The sequence below is a fragment of the Chryseobacterium gleum genome (assembly GCF_900636535.1).
Taxonomy (GTDB): domain Bacteria; phylum Bacteroidota; class Bacteroidia; order Flavobacteriales; family Weeksellaceae; genus Chryseobacterium; species Chryseobacterium gleum.
Map to the genome: position 1 here is coordinate 4,083,893 of NZ_LR134289.1, position 17,781 is coordinate 4,101,673.

At 35.8% G+C, this 17,781-nt stretch carries 18 protein-coding genes; 9 read left to right on the top strand and 9 right to left on the bottom strand.

The features are described from left to right. Nucleotides 1–6 precede the first annotated feature (6 nt). From EL165_RS18580 to recJ, 6 genes are all read right to left on the bottom strand, one after another. Nucleotides 7–1,803 carry an outer membrane beta-barrel family protein gene (locus EL165_RS18580; RefSeq protein ID WP_232529138.1) on the bottom strand — a complete coding sequence of 599 codons (1,797 nt, stop codon included), beginning with the start codon at nucleotides 1,801–1,803 and terminating at the stop codon, nucleotides 7–9. 2 nt (nucleotides 1,804–1,805) lie between these two features. After that, entirely contained in the window at nucleotides 1,806–2,267 is a 462-nt protein-coding gene (locus tag EL165_RS26360; RefSeq protein ID WP_232529139.1) for a TonB-dependent receptor, read from the bottom strand. A gap of 368 nt (nucleotides 2,268–2,635) precedes the next feature. After that, nucleotides 2,636–2,974 carry a DUF3817 domain-containing protein gene (locus tag EL165_RS18585; protein WP_002983338.1) on the bottom strand — a complete coding sequence of 113 codons (339 nt, stop codon included), beginning with the start codon at nucleotides 2,972–2,974 and terminating at the stop codon, nucleotides 2,636–2,638. 6 nt (nucleotides 2,975–2,980) lie between these two features. Continuing rightward, nucleotides 2,981–3,784: a hypothetical protein gene (locus EL165_RS18590; RefSeq protein WP_002983340.1), complete on the bottom strand. Its 804-nt coding sequence runs from the start codon at nucleotides 3,782–3,784 to the stop codon at nucleotides 2,981–2,983. Between the two features lie 3 nt (nucleotides 3,785–3,787). Further along, nucleotides 3,788–4,372 carry a nicotinate (nicotinamide) nucleotide adenylyltransferase gene (nadD, locus tag EL165_RS18595; RefSeq protein WP_002983342.1) on the bottom strand — a complete coding sequence of 195 codons (585 nt, stop codon included), beginning with the start codon at nucleotides 4,370–4,372 and terminating at the stop codon, nucleotides 3,788–3,790. Nucleotides 4,373–4,504: 132 nt separating this feature from the next. Beyond that, nucleotides 4,505–6,217, bottom strand: coding sequence for a single-stranded-DNA-specific exonuclease RecJ (gene recJ, locus EL165_RS18600; protein ID WP_041461986.1), 1,713 nt, complete (start codon nucleotides 6,215–6,217; stop codon nucleotides 4,505–4,507). Nucleotides 6,218–6,519: 302 nt separating this feature from the next. Here recJ and EL165_RS18605 point away from each other — a divergent pair, with 302 nt between their 5' ends. After that, nucleotides 6,520–7,317 (top strand): SDR family NAD(P)-dependent oxidoreductase, encoded by a 798-nt coding sequence (locus EL165_RS18605; protein ID WP_002983346.1) that lies wholly within the window; start codon nucleotides 6,520–6,522, stop codon nucleotides 7,315–7,317. Between the two features lie 71 nt (nucleotides 7,318–7,388). Here the strand turns inward: EL165_RS18605 and EL165_RS18610 are convergent, their stop codons facing one another. Beyond that, complete coding sequence (locus tag EL165_RS18610; protein ID WP_002983348.1) at nucleotides 7,389–9,011, bottom strand: ABC-F family ATP-binding cassette domain-containing protein; 1,623 nt, start codon at nucleotides 9,009–9,011, stop codon at nucleotides 7,389–7,391. A 121-nt stretch (nucleotides 9,012–9,132) separates the two neighbouring features. Here EL165_RS18610 and smpB point away from each other — a divergent pair, with 121 nt between their 5' ends. The 5 genes from smpB (at nucleotide 9,133) to EL165_RS18635 (ending at nucleotide 13,869) form a co-directional block, all read left to right on the top strand. Further along, nucleotides 9,133–9,591, top strand: a complete 459-nt coding sequence (smpB, locus tag EL165_RS18615; RefSeq protein ID WP_041462062.1) for an SsrA-binding protein SmpB — start codon at nucleotides 9,133–9,135, stop codon at nucleotides 9,589–9,591. A 77-nt stretch (nucleotides 9,592–9,668) separates the two neighbouring features. Continuing rightward, entirely contained in the window at nucleotides 9,669–11,180 is a 1,512-nt protein-coding gene (locus EL165_RS18620; protein ID WP_002983352.1) for an OmpA family protein, read from the top strand. Between the two features lie 94 nt (nucleotides 11,181–11,274). Beyond that, nucleotides 11,275–12,015, top strand: coding sequence for a YebC/PmpR family DNA-binding transcriptional regulator (locus EL165_RS18625; RefSeq protein WP_002983354.1), 741 nt, complete (start codon nucleotides 11,275–11,277; stop codon nucleotides 12,013–12,015). A 57-nt stretch (nucleotides 12,016–12,072) separates the two neighbouring features. Continuing rightward, nucleotides 12,073–12,897, top strand: coding sequence for a UDP-2,3-diacylglucosamine diphosphatase (locus tag EL165_RS18630; RefSeq protein WP_002983355.1), 825 nt, complete (start codon nucleotides 12,073–12,075; stop codon nucleotides 12,895–12,897). Then, nucleotides 12,898–13,869 (top strand): glycosyltransferase family protein, encoded by a 972-nt coding sequence (locus EL165_RS18635; RefSeq protein ID WP_002983357.1) that lies wholly within the window; start codon nucleotides 12,898–12,900, stop codon nucleotides 13,867–13,869. On the opposite strand, the gene EL165_RS18640 is transcribed toward EL165_RS18635, so the two are convergent. Then, nucleotides 13,858–14,148, bottom strand: coding sequence for a GNAT family N-acetyltransferase (locus tag EL165_RS18640; protein WP_002983358.1), 291 nt, complete (start codon nucleotides 14,146–14,148; stop codon nucleotides 13,858–13,860). The genes EL165_RS18635 and EL165_RS18640 overlap by 12 nt on opposite strands. Nucleotides 14,149–14,295: 147 nt before the next feature. Continuing rightward, on the bottom strand, nucleotides 14,296–15,045 hold the full coding sequence (locus tag EL165_RS18645; protein ID WP_002983359.1) for an RDD family protein: 750 nt from the start codon (nucleotides 15,043–15,045) through the stop codon (nucleotides 14,296–14,298). Between the two features lie 28 nt (nucleotides 15,046–15,073). Here EL165_RS18645 and EL165_RS18650 point away from each other — a divergent pair, with 28 nt between their 5' ends. The 3 genes from EL165_RS18650 to EL165_RS18660 are packed head-to-tail and all read left to right on the top strand — an operon-like array spanning nucleotide 15,074 to nucleotide 17,781. Next, nucleotides 15,074–16,057, top strand: a complete 984-nt coding sequence (locus EL165_RS18650) for a stage II sporulation protein M (protein WP_002983361.1) — start codon at nucleotides 15,074–15,076, stop codon at nucleotides 16,055–16,057. Then, nucleotides 16,041–17,003: a DUF4013 domain-containing protein gene (locus tag EL165_RS18655; RefSeq protein WP_002983362.1), complete on the top strand. Its 963-nt coding sequence runs from the start codon at nucleotides 16,041–16,043 to the stop codon at nucleotides 17,001–17,003. The genes EL165_RS18650 and EL165_RS18655 overlap by 17 nt, the downstream gene beginning before the upstream one ends. Next, nucleotides 16,996–17,781 (top strand): DUF4129 domain-containing protein, encoded by a 786-nt coding sequence (locus EL165_RS18660; RefSeq protein WP_002983365.1) that lies wholly within the window; start codon nucleotides 16,996–16,998, stop codon nucleotides 17,779–17,781. Before EL165_RS18655 ends, EL165_RS18660 begins: the two co-directional genes overlap by 8 nt.

Below are 17,781 nucleotides of genomic sequence, written 5' to 3' on the forward strand. Positions count from 1 at the left end.
TATTGATTAGGTTCTTGATTTTACAGCATCATTAGCTGATTTCATTTCCCTGGCTTTTTTCAGTTTCTGATTTCCGAAATTGTAAGTAACACCTATGCTCATTAACCTTGGATAGTTGAAATTGGTGATATTGTTAAATTTTCCATTAGGCTGAACTCCTTTAATGCTGTAAAAGCTTTGGTTAAACAGATCGCTTACTTCTGCTACGATAGTCCAATCTCCCGCAATTTTTTTCAGACTGAAGTCAAAACTCTGTCTTGCACCTATCATTCCAGCTTCCATAGCGGTCTGGCTGGCAAAGAAGTAATTCACTCCCAGGAACCAGTCTTTTTTTGAAGAAAGTCTTATAACATTATTGATGGTTACAGACATATTGTAGTTTTTTACATCAATGATATAAGGATCTATAACTTCAGTTTCTCCCGGGGCCGGCATGGCAGTAGGATCTTCAAATACTCCGCCTTTGTAGGCAATATATCCTAAATTGACAGAATAGTTGGTGGTCCATATGTCTTTAAACCAGGATTTGTTCATTCCAAGAGTTAAAGCAATCTCCCTGTTTTTACCATAATTGGTTCTGATATACCTTAAAAATCTTGTGGTTTCCATAATCGGATTACCTTTGATGTCCTTTATGATGTTCCCCTTAGCATCTTTTTGGGGAGCCGTTACAGTTCCCTGCAATGGAATCAGGTCTGAAGCCGCTGCATCTTCCACCATATTGAAACTAAGATTGGCATAGAATGCATTTTTGTACATATAATTTAACTCCTGATTATAATACTTTGATGCCAGTATAAATGGATTGTTCTGTGTATAATTGGTTGGAGTAAAGTAGGTTCTTGAAGGATTCAGCTCCCAGAATCTCGGTCTTCTGATTCTGCTGGAAAAAGTGTAGCTCAGATTATGATCGGAATTGATAGCGTAATTTAAATTAAGATAAGGCAGCAGATTGTTGTAATTTCTTTCAAAACCTGTTTTATCAACAATGTCTCCGGTGCTTCTGGTCATTTCGTAGCGGGCACCAATTTTTCCGGATATTTTTTCAGTCAGTTTTCTTTCATAATTCAGATAAATTCCCAATATATTTTCCTTATAAATGAAGTGGTTGGTTTGATTGGGATCTATGATAAACTCTCCGTTTTTCAGCTTATCCTGCCGGGTATCGTTATCTGTGTTGGTGTGATTGTAACTGATTCCCATTAACCATGTGGCTCCTTTAGCTGTCTTTTTCAGATAATCGATATTGGCTGCATAATTGTTGATGATCTGTGGTACCGCTTGATGCAATGCAGAATATTTATTAATCGTATCATTTGTTAAAGGTAAACTCTCATTAAAGCTTACTTTATCCCTGTTGAACCATAGATAAGAAATGTTTGAGGTAAGTTTACTCCCTAAAGAATCTGTTTTCATCTCATAATTCAGATTGAAAGAGTGATTTCTGGTCTGTGCATCTTCATAATTGACTGTTCTGTTATTCAATACTCCGTTTTGCAAGTTGGTAATGTCCAGTACAGAATTGAAACTTTTATTGTATCTCATGTTGTAGGAGAATCCAAGACTGTGTTTCTTATTGATCTCATAATCGATATTGAAGCCTCCACCAAAATTTTTGTTAGGATCATCATTAAATCCAAATGATTCATTTTTGAAAGTAGAATCTCCGTTGGAAAGCGTATATCTTTGTCTGTCTGTCCAGCTTCCCGTTCTGAAATTGGAGTTCCCCGACCATTTACCTTGTCTGAAGTTAAAAGAAGCTCCGGCATTGGGATTATTGTAATAAGCCTGCTCGTTCTGCATTTTCAACGTTCCGTTGTAACCGTTGTTTTTGCTTTTTTCATTACAATATTAATGACACCTTCTTTAGATTCAACCTGAAATTCGCTTCCGGGAACTGTAATCACTTCGATTTTCTGAATATCTTCGGATGGAGTAGACTTCAACATTTCAATCAATGCTTCAGAATCCATATTGGTTTTCTTATTGTTGATATAAATTACTGCGTCATTTTTTCCCAGAATCTTTAATGTTTTTCCATCAATACTGGAAATCATCGGCGTCTGCTTTAAAAGATTAAAAGTATTGGTTCCTTTAGCAATAGATGAAGAAGCTACATCATATACCAAGCGGTCACCTTGTTTTTTGAAAACCTGCTTCTTGAGAGTCACTGCATCAATGGCATTTACTTTCAAACTGTCTTTTTTCTGCTGGGCAGTTATAAGTCCGCCGAAAAATAGAGCTGCAATAAGAATTTGAGTTTTCATGATATTATTTTTTAATTAATAGCTTGTATGGTTTGTTATTTAACATTACAAAGATATATAATAAATTTAGTATTATGCAATACAAAGTACTTAAAAATATTTTTTAATTATTGTAACCAATTGATTATCAGTTAATAAAAATTTAGTTTAAAATATTGATTATTTGAACTTTCTGTATAATAAGACAAATGAAAGATGTTAAATGTTACACCAAATCAAAAAATATTGAAGAATTTTTTGAAAAAAGATAACCGAATCTGGAGCTTATTCCTATAGTTCAGGAATTAAAAGCACTTGCTAAACGAGGTTTGTACTGACCATAAAAATAAAAAGGACCGAAAGGTCCTTTGATTATTCTTATTATATATTTATTCTCTGTCGAATCGGGCAAGCTTTTTATCTACCCAAACCGTTGCAAAAGGAAAGAAGGCAGATAATAAGGCAAAAACAAAATCTTCATCATCCCAGTTATAAATTTTTCTGGCAGGAAGGCAGAGTAAAAGGTAAAGTGTAAAAAATAATCCATGTAAACTACCAATAACACTGATGAAGATAATAGAATATACATTTTCATCATACCGGATCCAGATCATCGCAACGCAATACAGTAAGAGACATGAAACGGCTTCTGCAAGACAAATTTGCTTAAACCATCTGATGATTTTTTCCTGAGAATATTTTGAGAAAAATTTTTCAATAAAGTTCATGAATAATTATTTATAGAAGATAAAAAAGGATGTTTCGCTTTTTACAGGATATCCTCTGTATTTTACAGGCTCAAATTTAGTGTATTTTATAAACTTTTTGATTTCTTTTTCAAAATAAGGAATATACTTCAAATTGTGATCATTATAAATACGATGGCTGAATTGATCCTTCAAAACCTTTCCATTTTGATCTAAAATGAGCGTAACCACAGTGCTTGAGCGGTATTTCTGAAAAGAAGGATTGTAATTTTCATAACCTTCCGGATAAATAAAACTATGGAAGAAATCTTTGTTTAACTGATCATTATCATCTGTATAACTGAGGTAGGTCCCTTTATAAGTCCATTCACAATGTTCATCATTATCAAAGATTTTATTCGGGTGTTTTTTTACATACATGGCCACAGATTCTTTAACGAGACCGTCAATAAAATCTTTACCAAATTTTTTTTCAGTCATTTCAGTCATTACAGAATAATAGCATTCACCTGAATAGCCACCTATATCACTGCCCATCCATTCTCCGCCCCAAATGATATTATGCTTTTTTAAAATTATTCTGAGTTCTTCACCGGGCAAAAACTTATCACCATTGGGAGCAGCAATATTGATAAAATATTTATTTTGAATTTGCGAAGCTTTTACAGCCCTGATTGAATCTTCACTGCAACGCTTTTTATTATAGCTTATCCTTTCGGCAAAAGCAATTTTCTGTAATTCTTTAAGAGAGTCACTTTTTAAAGTAGTTGATTCCTGACCGCATAGAAAGCCTTGCAAGAAAACAGAGAATAAGAATAAGTATAGCTTCATTGCTTATTGATAAAAATTACTACCATCCAAATATTCAAAAACTTCAGGCGGAAGCATAGGTCTTACATTTTTACCATTTTTGATCATGTTACGGATTTCGGTGGCAGAAAGCTCTATAACCGGAGCTTTGATCAGCGAAATATTTTCATGTTGTAGATATTCCGAATCTTTTTTCTCACCTTCAAATACTCTCGGATAAACAATGATATGATGATTTTTGATCAGGACATCAGAATTTTTCCATTTGTGCAGGCCTTTGAGATTATCTTCTCCCATGATTAAACTGAAAGAATAATAAGGATATTTTTCGTGAAGATATGTTAAAGTATCAATAGTATAGCTTGGCTTTGGAAGAGAAAATTCCACATTGGAAGCTCTCATATTGGGATAATTCTTTACTGCCAGCTGTACCATATCCAGTCTGTTATGGTCATTCAGTAAAGATTTCTTGTCTTTAAACGGATTTTGCGGGCTTACTACAAACCAAAGTTCATCCATATCAGAGTTTTCCAGGATATAATTAGCCAGAATAAGATGTCCGATATGAATAGGATTGAATGATCCGAAAAATAAACCGATTTTTTTCATGTTTTGTTAGGTAGTAGGTAGCTGATAACAGTTGACAGTATTTTAGTGTAGAGGGCAATATCAAGTTTTTTAGGCTGACAGAATTTTATAATGGTTCTGCTTTTACCTGCAACCTGAATTCTGCAACCTTAGTTAATCCCTGAACTTCACATCCTTGATATTAAGATAATGGGTAACATTGCCTTTCCAATGGTTTTCTTCCAGAGTAAAAGCCAGATCAAAATTTTTATTTTTAAAATCCTCCACGAACTGTCCAAGTTTGAAACCTACACATTCAATATTTCGTCCCGTAGATTCCTGCTTGATATAAAACTTCAGATGATTGTTATCTTTTCCCATGGTTTTCACATATCCTGAAAGCTTCTGATTGGTTAATGTAAAAATAGGTTTCATATTGTGAGGTCCGAATGGAGCCAGTTTTCTGTGGAAATTGATAAATTCTCTGTTGATCTCATCAATTTTGATTTCCGTATCAATGGTAATCGAAGGTTCTTTCTGATGTTCCTGGATTTTTTCAGAAACAATTCTTTCAAATTTTTCCTTGAAAGCATCAAACTTGTCTTTCTCCATTGAAAGTCCGGCAGCAGCATGATGGCCCCCGAATTTAAGGAAATATTCAGAACACATATCAAGAGCTTCATGTACATCAAAATCGGAAACTGACCTTGCGGAAGCTACCATTTCACCATTATTACCATCGGTAAATACAAGTGTCGGTTTATAATACGTTTCAATAAGTCTTGAGGCTACAATACCGATTACTCCTTTATTCCATTCAGGATGATAAACGATCGTAGTATGTTTGGTTTCCTGCTGTGATTCTATAATCTGATTCAAGGCAGAAAGGGTGGAGTTCATATCCAGTTCTCGTCTTTCATCGTTGAGGTTCATAATGTCATTTACAATCTGGTTGGCATGCTTCAGATTGTCAGAAACCATAAGCTCCACAGCTGCTTTACCATGGGAAATTCTTCCAGCAGCATTAATTTTAGGAGCTATTTCAAAAACGATATTGGAGATTTCAAAATGAGAAAGCTTGTCTTCAGGAATCAATAATCTTAAACCAAGATTTCTGGTCTTCCGTAGAGTTTTTAATCCCATTTTTGCCAGGACTCTGTTTTCTCCTGTCATGGAAACAATATCTGCTGCAATGGAGATCGCAAGAAGATCGGTCAGTTCAAATAACTCAGCTTCCGGTAATTTATAAATAGTATTCAAACCCTGGCAAAGCTTAAAGCCAACCCCGCATCCTGAAAGTTCTTTGAAAGGATATCGGCAGTCACTTCTTTTAGGGTCAAGTACAGCTGCAGCATTAGGAATCTCTTCGCCCGGAAGGTGGTGATCACAGATAATAAAATCAATACCGAGATTAGAGGCATAATTGATCATGTCAAGTGCCTTGATTCCACAGTCAAGAGCAATGATTAGTGAAAAGCCATTTTCTTTGGCGAAATCAATTCCTTCAGTAGAAATTCCGTAGCCTTCAGAATTTCTATCCGGAATGTAGTAGTCCAGATATTTTTTCTCAACAATCTTGCTCAGGTAAAGGTACATTAAAGCAACGGCTGTGGTTCCGTCCACATCATAGTCACCATATACCAGTATTTTTTCACCATTTTCAATAGCGGTGGCAATACGCTCTACAGCTTTTTGCATATCTGCCATTAAAAACGGGTTGTGGATATCGTTAAGGTTCGGTTTGAAGAATTCTCTGGCCTTTTGATAATTGTCAATTCCCCTTAGAACGAGGATTTTAGATTCAAAAGTACCAAAACCAAGTGACGAACTTAGTCTGTCCACAACTTCCTCATCGGGTTCAGGCTTGTAAATCCATTTTTGACTCATTTCACAAAAATAAGGAAAAAAAATAGCATTCCGAACAGAAGCGTAACGAAGTTTTGACTTTGTAAATGTTAAAAAAAGACCCTGCAATACGATCAACTTGGATTATGATCTCAACTTTCCTGATTTCTTTTCAATGTTTCCAGTAGGAATGGGCCTTTCAACAAAACGATTTGAGCTTTCCAACAAAACCAGATCACGATGTGCTGTGTAATTTTGCTTTATCAAAATACTGAATAAAATAAAAATAGCTTTCGCGTAAGCTCTCAGTAAAAATTAAATAAAATAATTAAAACTAGTTCAAAATGGATTTACAATTAAAAGGAAAAAGGGCTCTCGTTACCGGCTCAAGCTCAGGTTTGGGCGAAGCAATAGCAAAAATGCTGGCAGATGAAGGAGCTTCTGTAATTATTCATGGCAGGGATAAAGAACGTGCAGAGAAAGTGATGTATTCCATATTAGAGAAAGGAGGCGTTGCAGAAGTTGCTGTAGGTGATCTTTCAACGGATGAAGGCGCGGATCAGGTTGCAGCTGAAGCTTTAAAGTCCGGGCAGATTGATATTCTCGTTAATAATGTAGGAGCAACTTCTCATAAATCATGGGGAGAAGCAAGTGCCGATGACTGGCTGGATATTTACAATACTAATGTAGTTTCCTATGTCCGCATGATTCAGCGTATTGTTCCTCAGATGAAAAATTTAGGTTGGGGAAGAGTAATACATATCGGTGGAGGGCTGGGCATACAGCCCATAAAAGAGCAGCCTCATTACAATGCAACTTTGGCGGCCCGTCACAATATGTCAGTTTCTCTTGCCAGATCACTTAAAGATACAGGAATTACCTCAAATGTGGTTTCACCGGGAGCAATTATGAATCCAATGGTTGAAGAGTGGCTTAAAAATGCAGCCCCGAAATTTAACTGGGGTACCGATCCGGAGGAAATCAGATATAAGGCTGTACAGGAGCTCATTCCTAATGATACGGGCAGATTTGGGGAGCCTGAAGAAATTGCAGGAGCTGTGGCCTATCTTTGCAGCCCTTTTGCTGATTATATCAGTGGTTCTGTACTTAGGGTTGATGGCGGTACCATCCGGTGCTTATAAAACAAATATGGTTATATAAAAAAGGCTGTCTTTCAGGACAGCCTTTGATTTTTATCTGATGTTCTTAAAAATTAAGAATACATTTTTTCTCTTAATTCTTTTACCTTTTTATCAGCAAGATACTCGTCATAATTCATTTCTCTGTCGATGATTCCGTTAGGAGTCAGCTCAATGATTCTGTTACAGACTGTTGAAAGCATTTCGTGGTCATGAGATGACAACAGAATGTTTCCTTTGAAATTAGACAAAGAGTTATTTAAGGTCGTGATACTCTCAAGGTCTAAGTGGTTGGTAGGTTCGTCCAGTAAAAGAACGTTTGCTTTCTGAAGCATCATTCTGCTGAACATACATCTCATTTTTTCACCCCCTGAAAGTACTTTACAGGATTTCAAAGCTTCATCACCGGAGAATAACATTCTGCCTAAGAATCCTCTTACGAATTCTTCATGACGTTCCTCATCGTTCTTTGTAAATTGTCTCAGCCAGTCAACCAGACTCAGGTCTTCCTGGAAGAAGTTTGTATTGTCTAGCGGCATGTGAGATTGGGTAGTTGTAACTCCCCATGCAACTGTTCCTTTATCTGCTTCAACATTTCCGGCAAGAATTTCGAAAAATTCTGTGATCGCCAAAGAGTTTTTAGAAAGTACGGCTACTTTATCTCCTTTTTTAAGATTTAAATCAATGTTAGAGAATAATAATTCTCCGTCTTTTGTTTTCTCAAGACCTTTTACGTCAAGGATCTGATCTCCTGCTTCTCTCTCCATTTCGAAAATGATTGCAGGGTATCTTCTTGATGTTGGTTTGATGTCATCGATGTTTAATTTATCGATCATTTTCTTTCTTGCAGTAGCCTGTTTCGCCTTCGCTACGTTAGAACTGAATCTTGCAATGAAGTCCTGAAGTTCTTTCTTCTTCTCTTCAGCCTTTTTGTTTGCCTGGGCTCTCTGTTTGGTTGCCAGCTGAGATGCCTGGTACCAGAAAGAATAGTTACCTGTGTAAAGGTTAAGTTTAGAATAATCAAGGTCACCAATGTGTGTACAAACAGTGTCCAGGAAGTGACGGTCGTGAGATACAACGATTACAGTGTTTTCATAATCAGCAAGGAAATCTTCCAGCCATGAGATGGTATCAATGTCAAGGTCGTTGGTAGGCTCATCCAGAATCAATACATCGGGATTACCGAAAAGTGCCTGAGCCAAAAGAACCTTTACTTTGTCTTTGTTTTCAAGCTCACCCATTAGCTGCCAGTGCATGTCTTCAGTGATTCCTACGTTAGAAAGCATGGTTTGCGCATCAGATTCTGCAGTCCATCCACCCATTTCATCATAGATTACACCTAGTTCACCGGCTTTAATACCGTCTTCGTCAGAGAAATCTTCTTTTGCGTATAACGCATCCATTTCCTCTTTTATCTCAAATAATTTCTTATTACCTCTTAAAACCGCTTCAAGAACAGTAAACTGGTCATAAGCAAAGTGATCCTGTTCCAAAACTGACATCCTTTTCCCTGGTTCCAGAGATACATGCCCTGTTGTAGGATCCTGCTTTCCTGTTAGTATTTTCAGGAATGTAGACTTTCCCGCACCGTTTGCTCCGATGATCCCGTAGCAGTTTCCTTTGGTAAACATAATATTTACCTCGTCAAAAAGAACTCTTTTCCCGAATTGTAAAGATAAGTTAGATACTGTTAACATATAGTTTTGTAAATTTGGCGCAAAAATACGAAAAGAATTTGGGTATTTTGTAATAATATAATAGTCAAGTTTTTAAATGTACGGTATTTTTTATACATTTCATTAACGAAATTTTAAAATGATGAAGATTGAGAAAACAGTTAATATATTAAACAGAAGAGCCCGTTTTGAATATGAAATTCTGGAAGAATACGAAGCCGGAATGGTTTTGACGGGTACAGAAATAAAATCTTTGCGTTCATCAAAAGCATCTATCACAGAATCGTTCTGTCAGTTTATTGATGGGGAATTGTACATCATCAACATGATGATTGATGAGTATAAATTGGGAACTTTTTACAACCATAAAACAAAAAGGGAACGGAAATTGCTCTTGCACAAAAAAGAATTACAAAAACTTGAAAAAAAGTTAAAGGATGCCGGGAACACCATCATACCTTTAAAATTATATATCACTGACCGAGGTAAAGCAAAGGTGCTGATAGCGCTGGGTAGAGGGAAAAAGCTTTTCGATAAAAGAGAGGCGATAAAAGATAGAGAAAATAAACGGAACCTGGACAGAATATTAAAGAAAAGTTAAAAATCATTTGAAAAACTTTGTATATAAAGAAAAATTATATTTATTTTGCATTATCAATTATTTAATCATTTAATTCTATGAAAAATCTAAAATTAGGAATTTCAGCATTGGCGCTTACTGTTGCCTCTACTGTTTTCGCGCAGACTACCAACAATCCGTGGTTGATCGGAGTTGGTGCTCATGCTGAAAACCACGTAGCAGCAAGAAGTAACTTCAGTAATACGTTCTCTGCTAACAATTTGACAAAAAGTATGTTCAATGTGAACAACTTTTCTATTACACCTCCACTATCTAAGTTAACAGTTGCTAGAAACGTTGGTAAAGGTTTAGTAATTGACTGGCAAACTTCTGTTGGAAATGTTGAAAACAAAAGATTCAACATGGGGAAAGAATTTTTCCTAATGACAGGTCTTGGTTTCCAGGCTCACGCTGCAGGTCTTTTATGGAACGAAGAATCTTGGTTTGATCCATATTTAAGAGTTGGTGCTAACTACTTAAGACATGACTATACAGCTCTTACTTTCCCTAGAACATCTGTTGATGCTAACGGTAACCCAATCGAAACTGTAACAAACGGTAAGGATGGTAACGAAAACGGTAAAGCTAACCACTTCACTGTAGCTACAGGTGCTGGTGCTAACTTCTGGGTAACTAAGAACTTCGGTCTTGGTATTCAGGGAGATTACGTATCAACTCCAGGTGACAAATCTACTGTTGCTAACTTCTGGCAAGCTTCTGCTTCCATCTTATTCAGATTCGGAAACAGAGATAGAGATAAGGATGGTATCCTAGATAAAGATGACCTTTGTCCAGATACTCCAGGTTTACCAGAATTCCAAGGATGTCCTGATACTGACGGTGACGGAGTTCCAGATAAAGACGATCAATGTCCAGATGTGGCTGGTCCAGTTGAAAACAACGGATGCCCTTGGCCAGATACTGACGGTGACGGTGTAATCGACAAAGATGATGCTTGTCCTACAGTAGCAGGTCCTGCTGAAAACAACGGTTGTCCTTGGCCAGATACAGACGGTGACGGTATCCTAGATAAAGATGATGCTTGTCCTACTGTTCCAGGTCTTCCAGAATACAACGGATGTCCTAAACCAAAAGAAGTAACAGCTACTGATGTTGAGAAAAACCTTAAGAGCGTATACTTCGATTTCAACAAAGCTACAATCAAGCCTGAATCTAAAGGAGCTTTAGATACAGCTGCTGAAATCATTAAGAAAGATGGAGGTAGATTCCTATTAGTTGGTGAAACTGACAAAAAAGGAAGTGATGCTTACAACTTGAAGTTATCTAAAGAAAGAGCTGCTTCTGTAGTTGCTGCTTTAGATGCGAGAGGTGTAGATACTAACGTATTGAAATCAATCGGTATTGGAGAGCAAAATGCTAAAGTTGCAGAATCTGCATCTGACGCTGAAAGACAATCTGATAGAAAAGTAACTGTTAGATACATTGGTGATGACAGTGAGTGGAACAAATATCAGAAATCTGATGTTGTAGCTCCAGCGAAAAAAGCTACTAAAAAGGCTACTAAAAAAGCTCCAGCTAAGAAAAAAGCTGCTGCTAAAAAGAAAAAATAATTAATTTTTCTAAATAATGAATACCTCCAATTTTTTGGAGGTATTTTTTTTTTGTTGACTTTTAAGTAATTTTGCTGTAAATTAAAAAATTAAAATGGGAAGAGCATTTGAATATAGAAAAGCTTCTAAAATGGCCAGATGGGATAAAATGGCCAAAACATTCTCTAAAATAGGAAAAGATATTGCATTGGCTGTAAAGGCTGGCGGACCTGATCCGGAATCTAACCCGGCATTGAGAAGATGTATCCAGAATGCAAAAGGTGCCAATATGCCTAAGGATAACGTAGAAAGAGCAATTAAAAAAGCAAGTGGTGCAGACGCAGAAAACTATGAAGAAATCACTTATGAAGGCTACGGGCAGGGTGGCGTTGCTTTTTTTGTAGAATGTACTACAAACAATACAACAAGAACTGTTGCGAACGTAAGAGCGGTTTTCAATAAGTTTGATGGTAACCTTGGGAAAAATGGAGAGCTGGCATTTATCTTTGATAGAAAAGGAATTTTCACAATCGATCTTGCACAGATCAAAATGGATTGGGATGATTTTGAAATGGAAATGATTGACGGAGGAGCAGAAGATGTGGAAAAAGATGAAGAAGAAGTAATGATTACAACAGCTTTTGAAGATTTCGGTTCTCTGTCTCACAAACTGGATGAGCTTGGAATTGAAGCAAAAAGTGCAGAATTACAAAGAATTCCAAACAATACAAAAGAAGTAAACGCAGAACAGTTCAAAGCGAATATGAAAATGCTTGAGCGTTTTGAAGAGGACGATGATGTGCAAAACGTTTACCACAACATGGAAATCACAGAAGAGCTGATGAACTCTTTATAAAAAATAATATAGCATTCATATATAGTTAACTTTCAATTAGTTTCTTTGTATAAAACTATGAAAAGAAACGTTGAATTAGTTGTTATATCGGATGTTCATTTGGGAACTTATGGATGTAAGGCTAAAGAACTGTTGAGATATCTCAATTCTATACAGCCTAAAACTTTAGTTTTAAACGGTGATATTATTGATATCTGGCAGTTTAAAAAGTCTTACTTCCCTAAACCTCACTTGAAAGTAATCAGAAAGATACTTTCATTCGCTACCAAAAACACAGATGTCTTTTACATTACAGGCAATCATGATGAAATGTTCCGTAAGTTCACAGATTTTGAACTGGGAAAGCTTAAAGTCTGTAACAAAATCTGTCTGAATATCGATCAGAAAAAAACCTGGATTTTTCACGGTGATGTTTTCGATGCATCAGTCCAGCATTCAAAATGGATTGCCAAACTTGGCGGAAAAGGCTACGATCTATTAATTATTATCAATAATGTTGTAAATTGGTTCTTAGAGAAGATGGGGAAGGAGAAGTATTCATTTTCTAAAAAGATCAAGAACAATGTGAAAAAAGCAGTAAAATACATCGGCGATTTTGAACTCACAGCTTCTGAACTGGCTATTGATAATCATTATGACTATGTTGTTTGCGGACATATTCATCAGCCGCAAATCCGGGAGGTTGTTACTAAAAAAGGTTCATGTACTTATCTGAATTCGGGTGACTGGATTGAAAATCTCTCTGCTTTGGAATATCATGATAAAGAATGGAAGATTTTTTATTATGACGAGCATAAACATTTGCTGAAAGATGATGAAGCGGAAGAAATTCCTGAAATGGATAATTCTGCACTTTTAAAAATCGTAACGAATTTCTCTTAGATGAAGATTTTATATGCATTCCAGGGTACCGGAAACGGACATGTAGCCAGAGCACAGGAAATAATTCCTCTCCTCAAAAAGCATGCATCGGTTGATACATTGATCAGTGGACACCAATCGCAGTTAAAAGCTGATTTTGACATTGATTTCCAGTACAGAGGTATTTCCCTACTATATAATAAAACAGGCGGTTTATCCTATCGGAAAACGTTTACAGAGAATAAATTTATTGAAGCTGCGAAAACAATCAGAGAATTGGAACTTTCACAGTATGATTTAATCATCAATGATTATGAGCCTTTGACAGGGTGGGCTTCCAGGCTGAAAAAACTTCCCATGATAGAACTCAGCCATCAGGCTTCCATGAGCTTTCCGGAAACACCAAAACCAAAGAAAAGAGACTTTCTGGGAGAAATGATTTTAAAATATTATGTTCCCAGTGAAAGAAAAATAGGGTTTCATTTTGAAAATTATCATCCACAGATCAAAAAGCCTGTGATCAGAAGAAAAATAAGAAATCTTAATCCTTATAAACAGGGATATTATCTTGTTTATCTTCCGAGTTTTGCGGATGAAAACATCATTAAAGTATTAAGGAAAATTCCTGTAGAATGGAAAGTCTTTTCAAAATACAGCACAGTACAGGTTAAAGTAAAAAATGTGGAGGTATTTCCAATTGATGAAATGCAGTATCTGAAGTATTTTGAAGGCTGTGACGGAATTTTGTGTAATGCAGGTTTTGAGACTCCTGCAGAAGCATTATTTATGGACAAAAAATTGTTTGTAATTCCTATTCATAATCAATATGAACAGGAATGTAACGCATGTGCCCTTGATCAAATGGGCATCCCGAATTCCAAAGTTTTAAATCTTAATGAAATTATGGAATGGGTAGCTTCTGATCATCATCTTAAAGTGGATTATCCGGATGATATTGAAGATATCCTGGTCAATGAAGTTTTAATTCTTTAAAAAGATATCGTCCACATCACTCATTCTCATCATCACAGATCTTGCATACGAACAGTGTGGATATACTTTCCAATTGTTTTCTCTGGCAAATCTGATAGCTTCTTCTACTAAAAATTTTCCCATTCCCCTGCCTTCAAATTCCGGATGTACCAATACAAAAGAGATAATCAATTTGTGGTCTTCAGGGAAAATAGTATAGGTAAGTCTGCCGACTTCTTTTATTTCATTATTTAAAGTAAGAACTCCGCCGTTTCCGGATTTATTGTTTTCAAATTTCATGATTCTGAACTTTATGGTTAATATACAAAAATTGAACCGACCTTTGCATAAGTAATAAGCAATAAGCAATAAGTGTTGCTGTCAATCTCGCTCAATACTTTTCAAATTGACCATTCACTTGCGAAGCAAAATTGACCATTGACCTACCTAATTATCTTTTCCTGTATAATAATTATAATCTTTGATAATTACACCGATGAACTGCCTTTCCGTCATTTTTGTAGGATCTATTTCCAGCTTCAGAATACTTTTGATCTTATCAGACAGTTTACTGATGATCTGGCGGTCATCCGCTTTTAACGCTTTGGTGTAATTATCTTTGATGATTCTCATATCATTATCACTCAGGGCAATCACCTGTGGGAAGGAAGGAATGTAATCTTCGTGGATATTTTCTAAAATGGTATGGGAGATATTAATGTTGTTTTTTAGAGAAATAACAGCTGTTCCGGAAGCAATGTCCCCTAAACGCTGATTGTTTTTAGAAACAATCATAGAGATAAGTCCTACCACTCCAGCAAAGGAAACATCAACAATTCTGAATATCCAGCGAATCATATAATCCGCAAAACTTGCCTGGTAACCGTCAATCTTCACTACTTTGATTTTCATGAGCTTTTTGCCGGGAGTCTGGCCTTCCATAAGGCTTTCCAGTACAAGAGGATAAATGTAGATAGGAAATGTAAGAATAAGATATACAGCTCTTACAGACCACTCATCAAGGCCATCTAATAAATATCCCAGATCGAAAATATTGAAGAACAGATACAGAATGATCATTACATAGGCAATCCTGATCAGAAGATCAATAATGAAGGCGAGCATCCTTTCTCCTACACCTGCAATATTAAAATTAATATTTACATTTTGTGAGGTATTTATCGCGATTTGAGACATATTTTTTATTATTTTAGCCTTAACAATTATGAGAGAAGTTTATTTCATTAAACAAAATAAAGAAAAATGGTTGGGAATAGAACAGGTTATTCAAGGGAAAATTAAAAAAAATCCTGATGACCTGTCTTCGTTGTATATAAACCTGATCAATGATCTTTCTTTTGCCCAGACCTATTATCCCAAAAGTAACACAACAGTTTACCTGAATCATTTGTCTGCACAGATTTTTCAGAAGATTTATAAAACCAAAAGGGTAGAAGAGAACAGGCTGGTTTACTTTTTCAAAACTGAAGTTCCGCTGCTGATATACCATTACCGGAGATATCTTATGTATGCCTTTCTCTTTTTCATATTATTTACTTTAATTGGTGTTCTTTCTGCAGTTTATGATAAAGACTTTGTCAATATCATTCTGGGCGAAGGATATGTGAATGAAACCATTGAAAATATTAAAAGTAATAATGCTGTAGGGGTTTATCAGAATGGAAGTACATGGGGAAGCACCATCGGGATTATATTTAATAATATTCAGGTAGGTGCAAAGTTATATATTTACGGAATTGCGGGTGGAGTAGGGACGTTATATGCACTGCTCTCGAACAGTGTCATGCTGGGAGCTTTTCAATACTTTTTCTATGATTATGGAGCTTTGAAAGACAGCGCCAGGGGAATATGGCTTCACGGGGTTTTTGAAATTTTTGCCATGGTGGTGGAAGCCATGTGTGGATTGATTCTGGGAGCCTCTATTTTATTTCCAAGAACCTTTTCAAGGTTTAATTCTTTTAAAAAAGGATTTAAAGATTCATTTAAAATATTTTTGAGTACGGTTCCTTTCACTATCTGTGCAGGAATTATAGAAGGATATGTCACCAGACACGCATTGAAGATGCCTTTAATTTTGAACCTTATCATTATTTTTGGCTCACTGGCAATTATTGGATACTACTATTTTGTGTATCCGTCTGTTGTTTACAAAAAAACTAATAAACTGATCAATGATACAATTTTATAAAAAAAGAGATTTTGGAACTTTTATAAGTGATAGCTTCAATTTTTTCAAATTATACGGTAAGAATTACTTTAAAAACTACATCCTGATCAATGGTTTGCTTTTGATCTTAATGGTCACTGTTGTGATTTTCGGTTATAAAGAGCTTTTTTCCCAGATATTCGGATCTAATCTGGGCGGTGAAACCTATTATTTTGAACAGTATTTTTCAGAAAATTCCGGAATGCTGATTACGGTCGGATTACTGACTTTCCTTCTTTTCATGGTTTTAATGATCGTGAATTACCTGTATCCGGTTTTTTATTTAAAAAGAATTGCACAGGGAGCAGAAAAGATAAAAACAGATGAAATTCTGAGTGATTTTAAAAACAATGCCGGGAGAATAGCTAAATTATGCCTTGGAATGATCTTTATCGTCACACCGGCAATTTTATTTGTGTTAGGCTTTTCTTATATTCTGATTTTTATTATTATCGGATTTTTTTTGATACTGCTTCTTTATCCCACAATATTTAATTTCACTACATTTCTGATGTATGATCACTTTAATTCGGACAGAGGTTTTTGGGGAAGCTTGAGCTATGCTTTAAGATCGCAGTTTTCCTATCCGAATGGCAGTGAAAAATCTCCCTACTGGAAATACTGGGGAGCTGCATTTGTCATGTTCATTATTATTTACATGATCACGTCAATTTTTACATTCATTCCGATAATGTTTTTTTACGGATCTCTTCTTACCACTACACCGGATGGAAACTTTGAACAGAATCCTTTTACAGGAACTGCAGGCATTTTGTTTTTTGTATTCTATGGAATTTCAATGCTGCTTTCTTTTTTCCTTTCCAATCTGATGTATGTTAATGCGGGATTGATGTATTATGACAGCAGAACAGATCTTCACCAGAAAGTAGAACTTGCGGAAATAGACACTATCGGAATCAATGAATAGAATTCTTTTTTTCTTACTGCTTTTCTTTTCTTCTGGGCTGGTTCATGCTCAGGATGATACTTCTGATGATCTGGTAGATTCATTATATACAACCGGGCATTACAGAAATATGCTGCGTGCAGACTCTGTATTGATGAAAAATCCGGTATCGGAGAATGAGGTTTATCCGAAAACTTTTAAAGAAAATATTCCTTCAAGATATAAAGGAAATGAGTTCGATTATTCGGTGTCAAAACCGAGAGAATCTTTCTTTCAAAAGCTGATGAGAAAAATCAACCAGATTATCCAGGGGATTTTTGGTGAAACAGCTATGACTAAGTCTGCAGAATTCACTACCATTCTTATCCGCCTTTTTGCAATTATTCTGGTAGGCTTCCTGCTGTATTTCATCATTAAATACATCATGGGAAAGGACGGGAATTTTATTTTCGGTAAAAGGAATAAAAAACTGGATATCAATGTGCAGGAACTTCATGAGAATATCCACGAGATCAATTTTCCTGAAAGTATTGCCCAATTTGAGCTGTCAGGAGATTACCGTTCTGCAATACGTTATCAGTTCCTGTTTATTCTTAAAAAGTTGAGTGACAAAAAACTGATCAGCTGGAATCCTGAAAAAACAAATAAAGATTATGCTGCAGAGTTAAAAACTCCTCATCTGAAAAACGATTTTTCAAACCTGTCTTATATTTTTGATTATGTCTGGTATGGCGAATTCAACATTGAAGAAGAAAGCTATCAGAAATTTAAAAACCAATATCAGGCATTTAAACCATAA

Bases quoted from the DNA above. Each gene is read 5' to 3' on its own strand.
- EL165_RS18580 (WP_232529138.1), bottom strand. From the start codon at position 1,803: ATGCAGAACGAGCAGGCTTATTACAATAATCCCAATGCCGGAGCTTCT.
- EL165_RS26360 (WP_232529139.1), bottom strand. From the start codon at position 2,267: ATGAAAACTCAAATTCTTATTGCAGCTCTATTTTTCGGCGGACTTATA.
- EL165_RS18585 (WP_002983338.1), bottom strand. From the start codon at position 2,974: ATGAACTTTATTGAAAAATTTTTCTCAAAATATTCTCAGGAAAAAATC.
- EL165_RS18590 (WP_002983340.1), bottom strand. From the start codon at position 3,784: ATGAAGCTATACTTATTCTTATTCTCTGTTTTCTTGCAAGGCTTTCTA.
- nadD (WP_002983342.1), bottom strand. From the start codon at position 4,372: ATGAAAAAAATCGGTTTATTTTTCGGATCATTCAATCCTATTCATATC.
- recJ (WP_041461986.1), bottom strand. From the start codon at position 6,217: ATGAGTCAAAAATGGATTTACAAGCCTGAACCCGATGAGGAAGTTGTG.
- EL165_RS18605 (WP_002983346.1), top strand. From the start codon at position 6,520: ATGGATTTACAATTAAAAGGAAAAAGGGCTCTCGTTACCGGCTCAAGC.
- EL165_RS18610 (WP_002983348.1), bottom strand. From the start codon at position 9,011: ATGTTAACAGTATCTAACTTATCTTTACAATTCGGGAAAAGAGTTCTT.
- smpB (WP_041462062.1), top strand. From the start codon at position 9,133: ATGAAGATTGAGAAAACAGTTAATATATTAAACAGAAGAGCCCGTTTT.
- EL165_RS18620 (WP_002983352.1), top strand. From the start codon at position 9,669: ATGAAAAATCTAAAATTAGGAATTTCAGCATTGGCGCTTACTGTTGCC.
- EL165_RS18625 (WP_002983354.1), top strand. From the start codon at position 11,275: ATGGGAAGAGCATTTGAATATAGAAAAGCTTCTAAAATGGCCAGATGG.
- EL165_RS18630 (WP_002983355.1), top strand. From the start codon at position 12,073: ATGAAAAGAAACGTTGAATTAGTTGTTATATCGGATGTTCATTTGGGA.
- EL165_RS18635 (WP_002983357.1), top strand. From the start codon at position 12,898: ATGAAGATTTTATATGCATTCCAGGGTACCGGAAACGGACATGTAGCC.
- EL165_RS18640 (WP_002983358.1), bottom strand. From the start codon at position 14,148: ATGAAATTTGAAAACAATAAATCCGGAAACGGCGGAGTTCTTACTTTA.
- EL165_RS18645 (WP_002983359.1), bottom strand. From the start codon at position 15,045: ATGTCTCAAATCGCGATAAATACCTCACAAAATGTAAATATTAATTTT.
- EL165_RS18650 (WP_002983361.1), top strand. From the start codon at position 15,074: ATGAGAGAAGTTTATTTCATTAAACAAAATAAAGAAAAATGGTTGGGA.
- EL165_RS18655 (WP_002983362.1), top strand. From the start codon at position 16,041: ATGATACAATTTTATAAAAAAAGAGATTTTGGAACTTTTATAAGTGAT.
- EL165_RS18660 (WP_002983365.1), top strand. From the start codon at position 16,996: ATGAATAGAATTCTTTTTTTCTTACTGCTTTTCTTTTCTTCTGGGCTG.